The sequence below is a fragment of the Duganella phyllosphaerae genome (assembly GCF_001758785.1).
GTDB lineage: Bacteria > Pseudomonadota > Gammaproteobacteria > Burkholderiales > Burkholderiaceae_D > Rugamonas > Rugamonas phyllosphaerae.
In genome coordinates this window covers 15,729-31,235 of sequence record NZ_LROM01000092.1, presented here as the reverse complement: position 1 = coordinate 31,235, position 15,507 = coordinate 15,729, and the positions used below count along the sequence as shown (strand labels likewise).

Here is a 15,507-nt window from a genome sequence, read left to right as displayed (position 1 = left end):
AGCAGTGGTGTATTGGAACAATGCTGCGGCTCGCATTGTCCATGGATTCCCGCCTGCGCGGGAATGACGTAGCATACTTTCCGGGTTCTAGACGGTGCACACGGTTCGGGTGCTATTTAGCCGCAGCCTTGGGCTTGGCCGGCGTACCTGCCGCCACCGCCGCACCATCCTTGCCCTTGCCATTGACCACCAGCCCCGCTGCCGACAGCTTGAGCGCGTTCTTCTCGCCCACGCCCTTTACCCGCTGCTGGAAATCGCTCCAGTCCTTGAATTCGCCCTTCTTGCGCTCTTCCAGGATGGCCTTGGACTTGGCCGGGCCGATGCCGTTGACGCTGTCCAGCGCGGCCGCGTCGGCCTTGTTGACATCGACCTGGGCGAAAGCGAAGTTCATCGTGGCGACCAGTGCGACGACTGCGAGCATGAGTTTCTTCAACATGACATTCTCCGTTATGAAGTGAGCAGGAGCGACCATCGCACCCTGCATACTCCCTAACGCCAACGCTTGCGCCAAGTTGACCCGCCCGCTTGATCAACGTCAAGCCGGCGCGGCCATATTGAGCGACCTCAGCCGAACACTCAGCCGAACAATTCTTCGCGCGTCACCGTCGCCGTCCCGAGCTTGCCCACCACGATGCCGCCGGCGCGGTTGGCGGTCTGCACCGCCTCGTGCCAGCCGGCGCCCGCGCCCAGCATGCAGGCCATGGTGGCGATCACGGTGTCGCCCGCGCCGGAGACGTCGAACACTTCGCGCGCAGCGGCCGGCATGTGGTACTGCTGGCCGTCCGTGTACAGGGTCATGCCCTCTTCCGAGCGGGTGAGCAGCAAGGCGTCCAGGCGCAGGTCGGCGCGCAGTTGCTGGGCCTTGGCCGTCAGCTGTTCTTCGCTCGACCAGGTGCCGACGATCTGGCGCATTTCCGATTTATTTGGCGTGAGCACGGTGGCGCCCGCATAGCGCGAAAAATCGTCGCCTTTCGGATCGACCATCACCACCTTGCCGGCCGCGCGCGCCGACGCGATCATGTCGGCCACGGCGACCAGGCTGCCCTTGGCGTAGTCCGACAGCACGATCACGTCGTAGTCGTGCAACAGCGTCTTGAATTGTTCGAGCTTGTCGCGCAGCACCGTGTCGGTGGGCGCTTCCTCGAAATCGATGCGCACCATCTGCTGCTGGCGGCCGATCACGCGCAGCTTGACGATGGTCGATATCGCCTCGTCGCGCTGCAGGTAGCTGTGGATGCCGCCGCTCTCCAGCATCTGTTCCACCTCGTTGCCCGCCTCGTCGGCGCCCACCACGCCCAGCAGGGCCGTGTGCGCACCGAGGGCTGCGGCGTTGCGCGCCACGTTGGCGGCGCCGCCCAGGCGCGCTTCGCGGTGGTTGACGCGCACGATCGGTACCGGCGCTTCCGGCGAAATGCGGTTGACGTCGCCGAACCAGTAGCGGTCCAGCATGACGTCGCCCACGATCAGGATGCGCACCGTGTTCAGGTCCGGTGCGGTATAAGTCGTCAGGTCGTTGGCCATCGTTCAGTTCATCACGTTGAGTTCTTCGGTGCGGCGCGGCGGGTAGGTCTCCCAGCGGCTGCAACCGGGGCACTGCCAGTAGAACTGGCGCGCCTTGAAGCCGCAATGGCTGCACTGGTAGCGCGCCAGCTTTTGCGTATAGCCGTGCACCAGGTTCTTCACCATCGACAGCTCGGAGACGATGGCCGCTGGCGCATCGACCATGCGCGCTTCGAGCAGGCGGTCGAGTCCCAGCAGGGTCGGCGTGCGACGCAGCTCGTTGACGACCAGTTCCTTGGCCTCGGCCACGCCGTGCAGTTCCATCACTTCCTTGTACACCACTTCCAGCAGGTCGATCGACGACGCCTGTTCCAGGTACGACTTGAGCAGGTTGACGCCTTCCTGCGGTCGGCCCACCTTGCGGTAGCCGTCCATGATGCGCTGGGCGACCAGCGCCGTGTGCGGCACGCTGATCTGCTCCACGCGGCGCCAGGTCAGCAGCGCGCCTTCGACATCGTCCTTGGCCAGCTGGGCGTCGCCGGTCAGAATGGTGGCGCGCACGTTGTTGCGGTCGGCCGCCAGCGATTTATCGAGCAGCGCCATCGCTTCATCGACATGGAGGTGCACCAGCGCGTCCTGCGCCATCTCGCAGTAAAACTGCGCGATCTCTTTTTGACGCGAGCCGGCGCCCGACTCCTGCAGGCCCATCGCCGATTCGATCGCGCGCGGCCACTCTTTTTCGCGCTGGAAGATCTCCAGCAACTGGCGCCGTGCCTGGGCGCCGTACTGGCCGTTGATCAGGCGATTGAAGGTTTCTTCGGCGCGGTCGAGCAAGCCCGCCTTCAGGTAATCGACCCCGAGTTCGTACTCGGCGTGTTCTTTCTGCTCCTGCGGCAGGTCCGGCCGCGCCAGCAAATTCTGGTGCACGCGAATGGCGCGTTCGGTCTCGCCGCGGCGGCGGAACAGGTTACCGAGCGCGAAGTGCATGTCGGCCGATTCCGGGTCCAGCCGGACGATCTCGATGAAGGCGTCGATCGCCTTGTCCGGCTGGTCGTTGAGCAGCAGGTTCAGGCCCTTGAAGTAACCGCGCGGCAGGGTGCGCGATTCGGCCATCAGCTGACGGATATCGACCCGCGCCGCCAGCCAGCCAAGGCCGAAGAAGACCGGGATACCCAGCAACCAGAAGAGTTCAAATTCCATGCTTTATTCTTTTGAGGATGATGCAGTGGCTTAGGGAGCGAGGACGCTGTCGGGCTGGGGCTGGGCATTGGCCCGCTGCGCCGTCGTTTGCATCGTCGTGATGGTGGATTTGTGTTTATTGGTTTCGCGGCGATAGCGAAACACCGTGGGCGTGAGCGCCAGCACGCCCAGTACGGCGCCGGCCACGAAGCACCCGAGCAGCATCAGCACCAGCGGGCCGCGCAGCTCATAGTGGAGAAACAGGTGCAGATCGACTTCCTGCGTATTTTTCAGGGCGAAGCCAAAAAACAGGACGAATAGAACAAGTCCAACGAGGGTGGATACAAATTTCATCAGCCTGATTCCTGATCGGATTTTCCAAGAGCGCCAGTATGGCATTAGAACCGCTAAAAAAAAAGCGGCATCCGAGGACGCCGCTTTTTCGTTTAAACCGTCACAACCTCAGTCCTCGATGATCGGTTGCCCGACCATCGCGTCGACCCGCTCGCGCAACTGCTTGCCGGGTTTGAAGTGGGGTACCCGTTTTTCAGGCACCATCACCTTGTCACCCGATTTGGGATTACGCCCGATGCGTGGTGGCCGGCTGTTGAGGGCAAAGCTGCCAAAACCACGGATCTCGATGCGTTGACCGGTCGCCAGGGCGTTGGTCATCGCATCAAGAATGGTCTTGACCGCGTACTCCGCATCTTTGGCCACCAGCTGAGAATAACGCTCAGCCAGGCGGTTGATGAGTTCGGACTTAGTCATCGACTGGTTCTAGTGTTACTTAGTTCTTGTTATCGAACTTGGCTTTCAGCAGTGCGCCCAGGCTGGTGGTGCCCGAAGCTGCGCTGCTGTCCGAAGCCATCGACTTCATCGCTTCCTGGGTTTCAGCGTTGTCTTTTGCTTTGATCGACAGCTGGATCGAACGTGCTTTACGGTCGATGTTGATCACCAGAGCTTCGACGGCGTCGCCGACTTTCAGGTGGGTGCCAGCATCTTCAACGCGGTCACGCGAGATTTCCGAAGCGCGCAGGTAGCCTTCGACTTCTTCCGACAGTTGGATCACGGCGCCTTTAGGCTCCACCGATTTCACGGTACCGTTAACCAGCGAACCTTTGTCGTTCATGGCGGCGAAGTTGTTGAACGGGTCACCTTCCAGTTGCTTGACGCCCAGGGAAACGCGCTCGCGCTCAACGTCGATGGCCAGAACGATGGCTTCCAGTTCGTCACCTTTCTTGAACTTGCGTACGGCTTCTTCGCCGGACTCGGTCCACGACAGGTCGGACAGGTGTACCAGGCCGTCGATGTTGCCAGCCAGGCCGATGAACACGCCGAAGTCGGTGATCGACTTGATCGCGCCGCGGACTTTGTCGCCCTTCTTGTGGGTAACGCCGAAGTCATCCCATGGGTTGGCTTTGCACTGCTTCATGCCCAGCGAAATACGACGACGCTCTTCGTCGATTTCCAGAACCATCACTTCTACTTCGTCGCCCAGCTGGACAACTTTGTTTGGAGCGACGTTCTTGTTGGTCCAGTCCATTTCGGAAACGTGTACCAGACCTTCGATACCTTGTTCCACTTCAACGAACGCGCCGTAGTCGGTGAGGTTCGTCACTTTACCGAACAGACGGGTGCCTTGTGGGTAACGACGGGACAGACCGGTCCAAGGATCGTCGCCCAGTTGCTTCACGCCCAGCGAAACACGGTTTTTCTCTTGATCGTATTTCAGAACTTTTGCGGTGATTTCCTGACCAACGGTCAGAACTTCCGATGGGTGACGCACACGACGCCATGCCAGGTCGGTGATGTGCAGCAGGCCGTCGATGCCGCCCAGGTCCACGAACGCGCCGTAGTCGGTGATGTTTTTCACAACGCCGGTCACTACCGTGCCTTCTTTCAGCGTTTCCATCAGTTTCTGACGCTCTTCGCCCATCGAAGCTTCGATGACGGCGCGACGCGACAGAACCACGTTGTTACGCTTGCGGTCCAGTTTGATAACTTTGAATTCGAGGGTTTTGCCTTCGAACGGGGTGGTGTCCTTGACTGGACGGGTGTCAACCAGCGAACCCGGCAGGAATGCGCGGATGCCGTTGGTCAGGACGGTCAGGCCGCCTTTGACTTTACCGTTGACGGTGCCGACGACGATCTCGCCCGACTCCATTGCTTTTTCCAGTGCCAGCCACGAAGCCAGACGCTTGGCTTTGTCGCGCGACAGGATGGTATCGCCGAAACCATTTTCCAGCGATTCGATGGCCACGGAAACGAAGTCGCCTACTTTGACTTCCAGTTCGCCTTGGTCATTCTTGAATTCTTCAACAGGGATGAATGCTTCCGATTTCAGGCCGGCGTTCACGATCACGAAGTTGTGATCCAGACGAACGACTTCAGCCGAGATCACTTCGCCCGAACGCATGTCTTGACGCGACAGGGATTCTTCGAAGAGGGCTGCAAAACTTTCCATATTAGACATTGTAACTTCCAGGTTTGCCAACAAGGCTCGCGATATGCGACTTCAGTTGGGTTAGGGTTGAAACACGTCTAGGCCGCAGAGCGGCCAGACACCTTACCAAAAACATACGACTTAATGCTTATGCCCCAGGGCGGCGTACCACTTCAACACCTGCTCGACCGCTTCGTCAGCAGTCAGATTCGACGTTTCGAGCACATGCGCACCTTCGGCAGGGACCAGCGGCGCGATGGCCCGGTTTGTATCCCGGTCGTCCCGCGCCTGCAAATCCATCAGCAGGTCTTCCATCTTAGCAGAAATTCCCTTGCCGATCAATTGCTTGTAGCGCCGCTCGGCCCTGGCAGCAACACTTGCCGTCAAAAACACCTTGAGCGGGGCGTGCGGGAAGATCACCGAACCCATGTCGCGCCCGTCCGCCACCACGCCCGGCGCCTTGCGAAAGCCCAGTTGCAGCCCGACCAGAGCGTGGCGCACGGCCGGGAACGTGGCGATTTTCGACGCGGTATTGCCGACCACCTCGGCGCGGATGGCGTCGCTCACGTCCTCGTGGCCGAGCAAAATATGCTCGCCCTGGAAGCTGCATTGCAGGTGTTCGGCCAGCTTGGCCAGCGCATGTTCGTCCGCCAGGTCGGTATCGCGCCTCAAGGCAGACAGCGCCGTCAGGCGATACAGCGCGCCCGAATCCAGGTAGTGGAAGCCGAGTTTATCGGCAACGCGATGTGCGACCGTGCCCTTGCCGGATGCGGTAGGGCCGTCGATGGTGATGACTGGAATCTGGGATGTTGGCATGTGTTTACTATTTTGCAATCGCCGCAAACGCAGCGAAGTATTCAGGGAAGGTTTTGCCGACGCACTTGGGGTCGTTGATGCGCACGGCCGTGCCCTTGCGCGCCAGGCCGTCGAGCGACGCCAGCGAGAAGCACATCGCCATGCGGTGGTCGTCGTAGGTATCGATAGTAGCAGGACCGAGGGCGGCGGGCGGCGTCACACGAATGAAATCGGCGCCCTCCTCCACCGTGGCGCCCAGCTTGCGCAGCTCGGTGGCCATGGCGGCGATGCGGTCGGTTTCCTTCACGCGCCAGCTGGCGATGTTGCGCAACGTGCTGGTGCCGTCCGCGTACAGGGCGGCAATCGCGATCGTCATGGCGGCGTCGGGAATGTGGTTGAAGTCGGCGTCGATGGCTTTTAACGGGCCATTGCTGCTCGCTTCGATCCAGTTGTCGCCCATGACGATGGTCGCGCCCATCTGTTCGAGCGCTGCGGCAAAGCGCACGTCGCCCTGGATGCTCTGCCGGCCCACGCCTTCGACGCGCACCGGGCCGCCGCCTATCGCGCCGGCCGCCAGGAAGTACGACGCCGACGACGCGTCGCCCTCGACGTGGATGGTGCCCGGCGACTGGTACACCTGGCCGGGTTCAATCGTGAACGACGACCAGCCGTCCTGCGCCACCTGCACGCCGAAGCGGCGCACCAGGTTCAGGGTGATTTCGATATACGGCTTGGAAATCAGCTCGCCGATGACGTCAATGGTGATCGCGTGCTCGCGCGCCAGCAGCGGTGCGACCATCAGCAAGGCCGTCAGAAACTGGCTCGACACATCGCCGCGCACCGACAGGCGCTGCGCGTGGATCTTGCCCTGCTTGATGTGCAGCGGCGGGTAGCCGGGATTGCCCGTGTAGTCGACATTGGTGCCGGCCGCGTTCAGGGCATCGACCAGGTCGCCGATCGGCCGCTCGTGCATGCGCGGCACGCCGTGCAGCGTGTAGTCGCCGCCGATCACGGCCAGCGCGGCGGTCAGCGGCCGGATCGCCGTGCCGGCATTGCCCATGAAGAGGTCGGCCGATTTATTGGGCAGCACGCCAGCCACGCCTTTGACGTGGTGGATGGTGCCGATGGCGGTTGCTTCTTCGCTCCATTCCACGCCGAGCGAGCGCAGCGCCGCCAGCATGACGGCAGTGTCGTCCGACGCCAGCAGGTCGATGATATCGACGTCGCCCTGCGAGAGCGCGGCCAGCAGCAGGATGCGGTTGGAGATGGACTTGGAGCCGGGCAGGCGCACGGTGCCTTGTACGTGGGTGACCGGTTGCAGGTCGATGTAGTCGTGGTTCATAGGTATTCCTTGTTTAGAGACGCGCCCTCGAATCCGTCATCCTCGCGGACGCGGGGATCCATGGAACACTCGAGCAGTGCCAGCTTCACCATCAGCCAACATCGTTCGAATGCCGTATGGATCCCCGCGTGCGCGAGGATGACGGAGCGGCGGCCGCAGACTATTTGCGGTCTATCTGGTTAATCCGCTTTATCCGCCAACTGCGGCGCTTCCGCCGTTTCAATCGCGGTAATCCATTGATGTCTTGCGCGCTGGGCATTGCCGTACACGTGTTCCAGGCCAGCGCCGTCGCCAGCGGCCAGCCGACCACGTAGCGCCGCCAGCTGCGCCATGTAGGCATCGAGCTCGGTCAACAGTGCGGCCTGGTTGGCCAGGCTGATGTCGCGCCACATTTCCGGCGACGAGCCGGCAATGCGGGTGAAGTCGCGGAAGCCGCTGGCCGCGTACTGGAACAGCAGGTCCGCATGGGGCTTGCGGGCGATATCGTCCACCAGCGCATACGCCAGCAGGTGCGGCAGATGGCTCACCGCCGCGAACACCTTGTCGTGCTCTTCCGGCGACAGGCGATGGATAATCGCCCCGCACGCGCGCCACGCGGCCGCCACTCGCTCGACGTCGGCCGCACTGTTCTCGGCCAGCGCCGTCAACACCACCTTCTTGCCGACATAGAGGTCGTCGATCGCCGCCTCGGGACCATTGGTTTCGCGCCCGGCGATGGGATGACCCGGTACGAACTGCGCTACCTTCCCTGCCAACGCACTACGCGCAGCGGCCACCACGTCCGACTTGGTGCTGCCGGCGTCGGTCACCACGGTGCCCGGTTGCAGGTGCGGGGCGATGGCCGCCAGGATCGCTTCGGTCTGCGCCACCGGCGCGGCCAGCAGCACCAGGTCGGCGCCAGCCAGCGCTTGCTGCACGTCGCCGCCGATCACGTCGATGATGCCCAGTTCGAGCGCGCGCTGCATCGATGCCTGCGAGCGGCCCATGCCCACCACCGTCTCGAACACACCGGCCTTTTTCAGCGAACGGGCAAACGAGCCGCCGATCAGGCCCACGCCAAAAATGACTGCCTTCTTCATCTTCAGCTTTCGGCCAGCGCCTTGGTCAGCGCCGCGATCAGCACCGCATTTTCCTGCGGCAGGCCGATCGAGATGCGCAGCCACTCGGGCAAACCGTAGTTGCCCACCGGGCGCACGATCACGCCCTGCTTGAGCAGCGACAGGTTGACGCGCGCGCCGGCGCCGGTGTCTTCGCCCACCTTGACCAGCACGAAGTTACCGTACGACGGCACGTACTCGAGCCCAAGCTGCTCGAACGCTTCGGTAAACTGGCGGTAGCCGGCGGCGTTGTTGGTCGCGCTCTTGGCCAAGAATTCCTTGTCATTGAGCGCAGCGATGGCGGCAGCCTGCGCCAGCGAGTTGACGTTGAACGGCTGGCGAATCCGGTTCATCAGGTCCGTCAGCGCCGGCTGGGCGATGGCAAAACCGACGCGTAACCCGGCCAGGCCATAGGCCTTGGAGAACGTGCGCGAGACCAGCAGGTTCGGGTATTTTTTCACCCAGTCGGCCGACTCGAACTGGTTTTCAGCAGCCAGGAATTCGTTGTACGCTTCATCGAGCACCACCACCACGCTGGCCGGCACTTTCTGCAGGAACGCCTCGATGTCGGCAGCCGGGATGAAAGTGCCGGTAGGGTTGTTCGGGTTGGCGATGAAGACCAGGCGCGTGTCTTCGGCAATCGCGGCGAGCATGGCGTCGAGGTCATGGCCGTGGGCCTTGGCCGGCACCACGATGTGACGTGCACCCACGCCCTGGGTGGCCAGCGCGTACACGGCAAACGAATACTGCGAATACACGACCGACTGGCCGCGCTCCACGAAGGCGTGGGCGGCTATTTCCAGGATGTCGTTGCTGCCGTTGCCCAGCGTGACCCAGTCGGCCGGCACGTTGTAGCGGGCGGACAACGCGGCTTTCAGGTCGAAGCCGTTGGCGTCCGGGTAGCGGCCCAATTCGGCTGCAGCAGCGCTCATGGCGGCCTTGGCCGATTCCGGCACGCCGAACGGATTTTCGTTGGAAGCCAGCTTGACGATGGCGTCTTCCTGCAAACCGAATTCACGCGCGACTTCAGCGATCGGTTTGCCGGCCTGGTAAGGAGCAATGGCGCGGACGTACTCCGGCCCGAAATTCTTGGTCATGGTGGTCTCTCTTTTTTATAAGTTCAAGTCAGGCTTACCGGGTATGAACCCAGGACTTTAAAGAAGGCAGCATTGCCCTGCAATTCTTCCAGCGCCTTGGCCACGGCGGGGTTTTCGATATGGCCTTCGACGTCCACGTAAAAATAGTATTCCCAGTTGCCGTTGCGGGCCGGGCGCGATTCGAAACGCGTCATCGACACGCCGTTCTGCGCCAGGGAACCGAGCAGGCGGTACACCGAGCCGGCCTTGTGCGGTGCGGCCAGCGCCATCGACGTGCGGTCGATGCCGGACGGGCCGGTGCGCAAGGTGCCGATCACGGCAAAGCGGGTGCGGTTGTGCGGGTCGTCCTGGATATTGGCTTTCACGGTACCCAGGCTGTAGCGTACGCCGGCGCGCTCGCCGGCAATCGCCGCCACCGAGTGGTCGTCGCGCGCCATGCGCGCAGCTTCCGCGTTGGACGAGACGGCGCGGCGCTCGATCTCCGGGTAATTGTTGTTCAGCCAGATCTGGCACTGCGCCAGCGCCTGGGCGTGGGCGCAGATTGCGGTCACGCCGTCCATGGTGCCGCTGCCGGTGAGCAGGCTGTGACGCACGGCGATGGCCACCTCGCCGCTGATGGTCAGCGGCGTATTGAGCAGCAGGTCGAGCGTGCGGCCGATGGCGCCCTCGGTGGAGTTCTCCACCGGCACCACGCCAAAGTCGGCGGTGCCGGCCTCGGTGGCGCGGAACACTTCGTCGATGGAAGCGCACGCCATCACATCGACCGCAGTGCCGAACTGCTGGTACACGGCCTGTTCGCTGTAGGTGCCGGCCGGTCCCAGGAAGGCGACGGTCACGCGTTTTTCCAGCGAACGGCAGGCGGACATGATTTCGCGGAAAATGGTCTGCATCTCGGCGTTGCCCATCGGGCCCGGGTTGCGGTCGGCCACGCCGCGCAGCACCTGCGCTTCGCGCTCGGGACGGAATACCGGGGCGTTGGTTTCGGCCTTGACGTGGCCCACTTCCTGCGCCACCTGGGCGCGGCGGTTGAGCAGGTCGAGGATTTGCGCGTCGATCGCATCGATCTGTTCGCGCAGGGGTTTGAGTTTGTCGTTCATGGCGGTTTCTTTATCAGCTAAACGCAAAGCCGTCATTCCCGCGCAGGCGGGAATCCATAGAACGCGTCTTCAGTGCGCTCAGTATGGATCCCCCCGTTCGCGAGGATGACGTTGGTAAAGGCAACGGTTATCGCCGCCCAGCGAATTCGTTTAAATAGTCTACCAGCGCCTGCACACCTTCTATCGGCATGGCGTTGTAGATCGATGCGCGCATGCCGCCGACGGACTTGTGACCCTTCAGCTGCAGCAGGCCGCGCGCCTTGGCGCCGGCCAGGAATTCGTCGTTCCGGCTTTCGTCCTTCAGGTAGAAGGGAATGTTCATGCGCGAGCGGCTGCCCGCATCCACGCGGGTCTGGTAAAAATCGTCGGCATCGAGCGCCGCGTACAGCAGTTTGGCCTTGGCGATGTTGCGCTCTTCCATGGCCGCCACGCCGCCGTTCTTTTTCAGCCACTGGAACACCAGCCCGGCGATGTAGATGCCGTAGGTGGGCGGCGTGTTGTACATCGAGTCGTTGTCGGCCACCAGCTTGAAATCGAACGCCGACGGACACGTTGGCAGCGCCTTGCCCAGCAGGTCGTCGCGCACGATGACGATGGTCAGTCCCGCCGGGCCGATGTTTTTCTGGGCGCCGGCAAAGATCACGCCGTATTTCGACACGTCGATGCGACGCGACAGGATGTGCGACGACATGTCGGCCACCAGCAGCACGTCCGGCTGCACTGCCGGCACACCGGCATCGACATCGAATTCGACACCGTCGATGGTCTCGTTGGTGCACATATGCAGGTAGGCCGCGCCGGGCGTGAGCTGCCAGGTGGACTGCGGCGGCACCGACGTCATCGACGAAGCGGCGATGTTGACGTTGGCGTACTTGGCGGCTTCCTTGATGGATTTGCCCGACCACGAACCGGTGTGGATGAAATCGATGGTTGCTGGCTGCGGCTTGTGGCCCACCAGGTTCAACGGAACCAGGGCGTTCTGGGACAAGCCCCCGCCCTGCATGAACAAGATCTTGTAATTGTCCGGTATTGCCAGCAGCTCGCGCAGGTCGCGCTCGGCCGCCTTGTAGATCGAAATAAACTCCGGTCCGCGGTGGCTCATCTCCATCACCGACATGCCGCTGCCATGCCAGTCCAGCATCTCGGCGGCGGCTTGCGCCAGCACTTCCTTGGGCAGGACGGCCGGGCCGGCGGAGAAGTTATAGATGTGAGTCACGTTGCGTTCCTTATTAAACAATGAATGCTAGTCCTGCAAAATGGTGAGCAGCCTGGCCATCATTGGCTGCATGCGCTGCGCCATCAGCTGCTGGCTCGAGGCCATGCTTTCGCTGGCCAGCTTGGGCATCACCGCCATCATTTTCTTGCCAACGGGGGTGGCGTAGAACGCTGCCAGTTGGTGTAATTCGTCTACAGTGAAATTGCGGGCATAGATCGGAATCGCCTGCGCCAGCAACTCGTCCACCAGCGCCGGGTCGCCCATCGATTCCATCATCATCTGGTTCAGTTGCGGCATCTTGGCGTCAATCTTGTCGAGCATCTGCTTGCGCTGGGCTTCGCTCAGGCGCTTGTCCTGGCTGGTGGCGGCTTCCATCATCGGCCGCATCGACTGCATGGCCGACTGCGACATCTGGCGCATCATCTCCTGCATCGACTGGCGATAGTTCATCGAGTCGAACAACTCGCGCGCGGCCTTGAGTGCGGCCGGGTCGAGCGCTGCCGGGGCAGCAGCAGCAGCAGCCACCGGAGCAGCAACTGGCGCCTGGGCCGCAGCTGCGCCGGACAGCGCCAGGGTGGTCGATGCGGCCAGGATTGCGACGATTTTCTTCATGTGATCCTCAAATAAAAACGGGGCCAGTCCTCGCCGCATCGCTGCGACAGACCTGGCCCCGCCGGCCCCGGAACGAGTCCAGGAAATAGGCTACGCCTTATTCGGCGGCTGTGTCATCCGGGTTGGCATCAGGATCGGCGGGAGCAGCGGCAGGGACAGCAGCAGCACCGTCCGGACCTGGTTCCAGCTCCACTTCGTCGATGTCGGTTTCCACCACGCGCTGCAGGCCGGACAGCTTGGTGCCGTCTTCGACCGCGATCAGGGTCACGCCTTGCGTGGCGCGGCCCATTTCGCGGATCTCCGCCACGCGGGTGCGAATGAGCACGCCGCCGGTGGTGATCAGCATGATCTCGTCGGTCGGCTCCACCAGGGTGGCGGCGACCACGCGGCCATTACGCTCGGACGTCTGGATCGCGATCATGCCCTTGGTGCCACGGCCATGACGCGTGTACTCGGTAATCGGCGTACGCTTGCCGTAGCCGTTCTCGGTGGCGGTAAGCACCGACTGCTGCTCGTTCTCGGCGACCAGCAGTGCGATCACGCGCTGGCCTTCGTCGAGATTCATGCCGCGCACACCGCGGGCGTTGCGACCCATCGGACGCACGTCGTTTTCGTCGAAGCGCACGGCCTTGCCGGAATCGGAGAACAGCATCACATCGTGTTCGCCATCGGTAAGCGCGGCGCCGATCAGGAAGTCGCCTTCGTCGAGGTCCACGGCAATGATGCCGGCCTTGCGCGGGTTGCTGAAGTCCTTCAGCGGCGTCTTCTTGACCGTACCCAGGCTGGTGGACATGAACACGTAGTGGTCTTCAGGGAAGGTGCGGTTCTCGCCGGACAGCGGCAGGATCACGGTGATCTTCTCGTTGTCGGCCAGCGGGAACATGTTGACGATTGGCTTGCCGCGCGAATTGCGCGAGCCTTGCGGCACTTCCCAGACCTTGAGCCAGTACATGCGGCCACGGTTGGAGAAGCACAGGATGTAATCGTGCGTGTTGGCGATGAACAGCTGGTCGATCCAGTCTTCCTCTTTGGTCGCCATGGCCTGCTTGCCGCGACCGCCGCGTTTTTGCGAACGGTACTCGGAAATCGGCTGCGCCTTCATGTAACCGGTGTGCGACAAGGTCACGACCATGTCCTGCGGCGTGATCAGGTCTTCGGTACCGAGGTCGGTGGCATTGAGTTCGATGTTGGAACGGCGCGGATCCTTGGCGCGGTCGCCGAACTCGTTGAGCACCGAGGTCATTTCGTCGGTAATGATGGTAGTCACGCGCGACGGCTTGGACAGGATGTCGAGCAGGTCGGCGATTTCGGCCATCACGTCCTTGTACTCGTTGACGATCTTGTCCTGCTCCAGGCCGGTGAGGCGCTGCAGGCGCATTTGCAGAATTTCCTGGGCCTGGTCGTCGGACAGGCGGTACATGCCGTCGGCCTGCATGCCGTAGTGCTTGGGCAGGTGCTCGGGACGGAAGGCATCGATGCCGCCGACGGTGTCGCCTTCGCCGGTACGGGCCAGCATTTCACGCACGATCGACGAATCCCACGAACGGTCCATCAGCGAGGCTTTCGCCACCGGCGGCGTAGGCGCGGCCTTGATCAGGGCGATGAAGTCGTCGATATTGGCCAGCGCAACGGCCAGGCCTTCGAGCACGTGGCCGCGTTCGCGCGCCTTGCGCAGTTCGAACACGGTGCGGCGCGTGACCACTTCGCGGCGGTGCGACAGGAAGCACTGCAGCATTTCCTTCAGGTTCAGCAGGCGCGGCTGGCCATCGACCAGCGCCACCATGTTCATGCCGAAGGTGTCTTGCAGTTGGGTTTGCTTGTACAGGTTGTTCAGCACCACTTCAGGTACTTCGCCACGCTTGAGCTCGATCACCACGCGCATGCCCGACTTGTCGGACTCGTCGCGGATGTCGGAAATGCCTTCGAGCTTTTTATCACGTACGTTTTCGGCGATGCGCTCGAGCAGCGACTTCTTGTTGACCTGGTATGGCAGCTCGTCGACGATGATGGCGGTGCGGCCGCCGTCCTTGCCGTATTCCTCGTAGTGGGTCTTGGCGCGCATCACCACGCGGCCACGGCCGGTGCGATAACCATCGCGCACGCCCGAGACGCCATAAATGGTGCCGCCGGTCGGGAAGTCGGGCGCCGGGATCAGTTCGATCAGCTCGTCGATCGAGCACTGCGGGTTTTGCAGCACGTGCATCGCGCCGGCAATCACTTCGTGCAGATTGTGCGGCGGAATATTGGTGGCCATACCCACCGCGATACCGGACGAACCGTTGATCAGCAGGTTGGGAATACGGGTAGGCAGCACCGTCGGCTCTTTTTCCTTGCCGTCGTAGTTGGGCTGGAAGTCGACGGTGTCCTTGTCAATATCGGCCAGCAGTTCGCTGGAGATCTTGTCGAGGCGGCACTCGGTGTAACGCATCGCCGCCGCGCCGTCGCCATCGACCGAGCCGAAGTTGCCCTGGCCATCGACCAGCATGTAGCGCAGCGAGAAGTCCTGCGCCATGCGCACCAGCGTGTCGTAAATCGAGGCGTCGCCGTGCGGGTGGTATTTACCCATGGTTTCGCCGACCACGCGCGCGCACTTGACGTACGGACGGTTCCACACGTTGTTCATTTCATGCATCGCGAACAGAACCCGGCGGTGCACCGGCTTCAAGCCGTCGCGCACGTCAGGCAACGCGCGGCCCACGATCACGCTCATGGCGTAATCGAGGTAGCTCTTGCGCATCTCTTCTTCGAGGGAAATAGGGATTGTTTCTTTTGCGAATTGATCCATTGGCGGGTCGACTGATCTTTGACTGTGGGGTTAACTCTTGAGCATTAAGCAATGTATGCCGCACTTGCTGCATGCTTGCCGACGCTGTTTTACCAGAGAGGCAAGCATTCGATTTTACCATGCCGACCGGGCTGCCAGCACAAATAGACCGCCAGCCCAGCGCCTATGCGGGATGGCGCACGATAGGCGCTTGTAACACGATGTAATATTCGTGACACATTACTCAATTATTATCCAGAATCACGTTGCGCCGAAACAACATATTGGTAGTGGGCAAAATGGTGCATAAGTGCACCTCTTTCGCGCACCACGATCTATTGTGGCAAAATGAATTAGAAGTCAAT

General features: G+C 62.0%; 14 protein-coding genes. All 14 read right to left on the bottom strand.

What is annotated here, in order from left to right; genetic code table 11:
- Positions 1-112: 112 nt before the first annotated feature.
- Positions 113-436 (bottom strand): ComEA family DNA-binding protein, encoded by a 324-nt coding sequence (locus DUPY_RS15985; protein WP_070249392.1) that lies wholly within the window; start codon positions 434-436, stop codon positions 113-115.
- Positions 437-576: 140 nt separating this feature from the next.
- Positions 577-1,521 (bottom strand): D-glycero-beta-D-manno-heptose-7-phosphate kinase, encoded by a 945-nt coding sequence (gene rfaE1 / locus DUPY_RS15980; RefSeq protein WP_070249391.1) that lies wholly within the window; start codon positions 1,519-1,521, stop codon positions 577-579.
- 3 nt (positions 1,522-1,524) lie between these two features.
- Positions 1,525-2,700, bottom strand: a complete 1,176-nt coding sequence (gene lapB, locus DUPY_RS15975) for a lipopolysaccharide assembly protein LapB (protein WP_070249390.1) — start codon at positions 2,698-2,700, stop codon at positions 1,525-1,527.
- A 30-nt stretch (positions 2,701-2,730) separates the two neighbouring features.
- Positions 2,731-3,033, bottom strand: a complete 303-nt coding sequence (locus tag DUPY_RS15970; protein ID WP_019921782.1) for a LapA family protein — start codon at positions 3,031-3,033, stop codon at positions 2,731-2,733.
- Positions 3,034-3,141: 108 nt separating this feature from the next.
- Positions 3,142-3,447 (bottom strand): integration host factor subunit beta, encoded by a 306-nt coding sequence (locus tag DUPY_RS15965; RefSeq protein ID WP_008446215.1) that lies wholly within the window; start codon positions 3,445-3,447, stop codon positions 3,142-3,144.
- Between the two features lie 19 nt (positions 3,448-3,466).
- Entirely contained in the window at positions 3,467-5,143 is a 1,677-nt protein-coding gene (gene rpsA / locus DUPY_RS15960) for a 30S ribosomal protein S1 (RefSeq protein WP_070249389.1), read from the bottom strand.
- Positions 5,144-5,263: 120 nt separating this feature from the next.
- Positions 5,264-5,938, bottom strand: a complete 675-nt coding sequence (gene cmk, locus DUPY_RS15955) for a (d)CMP kinase (protein ID WP_070249388.1) — start codon at positions 5,936-5,938, stop codon at positions 5,264-5,266.
- A gap of 7 nt (positions 5,939-5,945) precedes the next feature.
- Positions 5,946-7,259 carry a 3-phosphoshikimate 1-carboxyvinyltransferase gene (aroA, locus tag DUPY_RS15950; RefSeq protein ID WP_070249387.1) on the bottom strand — a complete coding sequence of 438 codons (1,314 nt, stop codon included), beginning with the start codon at positions 7,257-7,259 and terminating at the stop codon, positions 5,946-5,948.
- 179 nt (positions 7,260-7,438) lie between these two features.
- Complete coding sequence (locus DUPY_RS15945; protein WP_070249386.1) at positions 7,439-8,338, bottom strand: prephenate dehydrogenase; 900 nt, start codon at positions 8,336-8,338, stop codon at positions 7,439-7,441.
- 2 nt (positions 8,339-8,340) lie between these two features.
- Positions 8,341-9,453 carry a histidinol-phosphate transaminase gene (gene hisC / locus DUPY_RS15940; protein WP_070249385.1) on the bottom strand — a complete coding sequence of 371 codons (1,113 nt, stop codon included), beginning with the start codon at positions 9,451-9,453 and terminating at the stop codon, positions 8,341-8,343.
- Positions 9,454-9,476: 23 nt separating this feature from the next.
- Entirely contained in the window at positions 9,477-10,550 is a 1,074-nt protein-coding gene (gene pheA, locus DUPY_RS15935; RefSeq protein ID WP_070249384.1) for a prephenate dehydratase, read from the bottom strand.
- 127 nt (positions 10,551-10,677) lie between these two features.
- The gene (gene serC / locus DUPY_RS15930; protein WP_070249434.1) at positions 10,678-11,766 is read right to left on the bottom strand and encodes a 3-phosphoserine/phosphohydroxythreonine transaminase; all 1,089 of its coding nucleotides are present in this window, start codon (positions 11,764-11,766) and stop codon (positions 10,678-10,680) included.
- 27 nt (positions 11,767-11,793) lie between these two features.
- Complete coding sequence (locus tag DUPY_RS15925) at positions 11,794-12,378, bottom strand: DUF2059 domain-containing protein (RefSeq protein WP_070249383.1); 585 nt, start codon at positions 12,376-12,378, stop codon at positions 11,794-11,796.
- 97 nt (positions 12,379-12,475) lie between these two features.
- The gene (gene gyrA / locus DUPY_RS15920; RefSeq protein WP_070249382.1) at positions 12,476-15,163 is read right to left on the bottom strand and encodes a DNA gyrase subunit A; all 2,688 of its coding nucleotides are present in this window, start codon (positions 15,161-15,163) and stop codon (positions 12,476-12,478) included.
- Positions 15,164-15,507 lie beyond the last annotated feature (344 nt).

Bases quoted from the DNA above. Each gene is read 5' to 3' on its own strand.
- DUPY_RS15985 (WP_070249392.1), bottom strand. From the start codon at position 436: ATGTTGAAGAAACTCATGCTCGCAGTCGTCGCACTGGTCGCCACGATG.
- rfaE1 (WP_070249391.1), bottom strand. From the start codon at position 1,521: ATGGCCAACGACCTGACGACTTATACCGCACCGGACCTGAACACGGTG.
- lapB (WP_070249390.1), bottom strand. From the start codon at position 2,700: ATGGAATTTGAACTCTTCTGGTTGCTGGGTATCCCGGTCTTCTTCGGC.
- DUPY_RS15970 (WP_019921782.1), bottom strand. From the start codon at position 3,033: ATGAAATTTGTATCCACCCTCGTTGGACTTGTTCTATTCGTCCTGTTT.
- DUPY_RS15965 (WP_008446215.1), bottom strand. From the start codon at position 3,447: ATGACTAAGTCCGAACTCATCAACCGCCTGGCTGAGCGTTATTCTCAG.
- rpsA (WP_070249389.1), bottom strand. From the start codon at position 5,143: ATGGAAAGTTTTGCAGCCCTCTTCGAAGAATCCCTGTCGCGTCAAGAC.
- cmk (WP_070249388.1), bottom strand. From the start codon at position 5,938: ATGCCAACATCCCAGATTCCAGTCATCACCATCGACGGCCCTACCGCA.
- aroA (WP_070249387.1), bottom strand. From the start codon at position 7,259: ATGAACCACGACTACATCGACCTGCAACCGGTCACCCACGTACAAGGC.
- DUPY_RS15945 (WP_070249386.1), bottom strand. From the start codon at position 8,338: ATGAAGAAGGCAGTCATTTTTGGCGTGGGCCTGATCGGCGGCTCGTTT.
- hisC (WP_070249385.1), bottom strand. From the start codon at position 9,453: ATGACCAAGAATTTCGGGCCGGAGTACGTCCGCGCCATTGCTCCTTAC.
- pheA (WP_070249384.1), bottom strand. From the start codon at position 10,550: ATGAACGACAAACTCAAACCCCTGCGCGAACAGATCGATGCGATCGAC.
- DUPY_RS15925 (WP_070249383.1), bottom strand. From the start codon at position 12,378: ATGAAGAAAATCGTCGCAATCCTGGCCGCATCGACCACCCTGGCGCTG.
- gyrA (WP_070249382.1), bottom strand. From the start codon at position 15,163: ATGGATCAATTCGCAAAAGAAACAATCCCTATTTCCCTCGAAGAAGAG.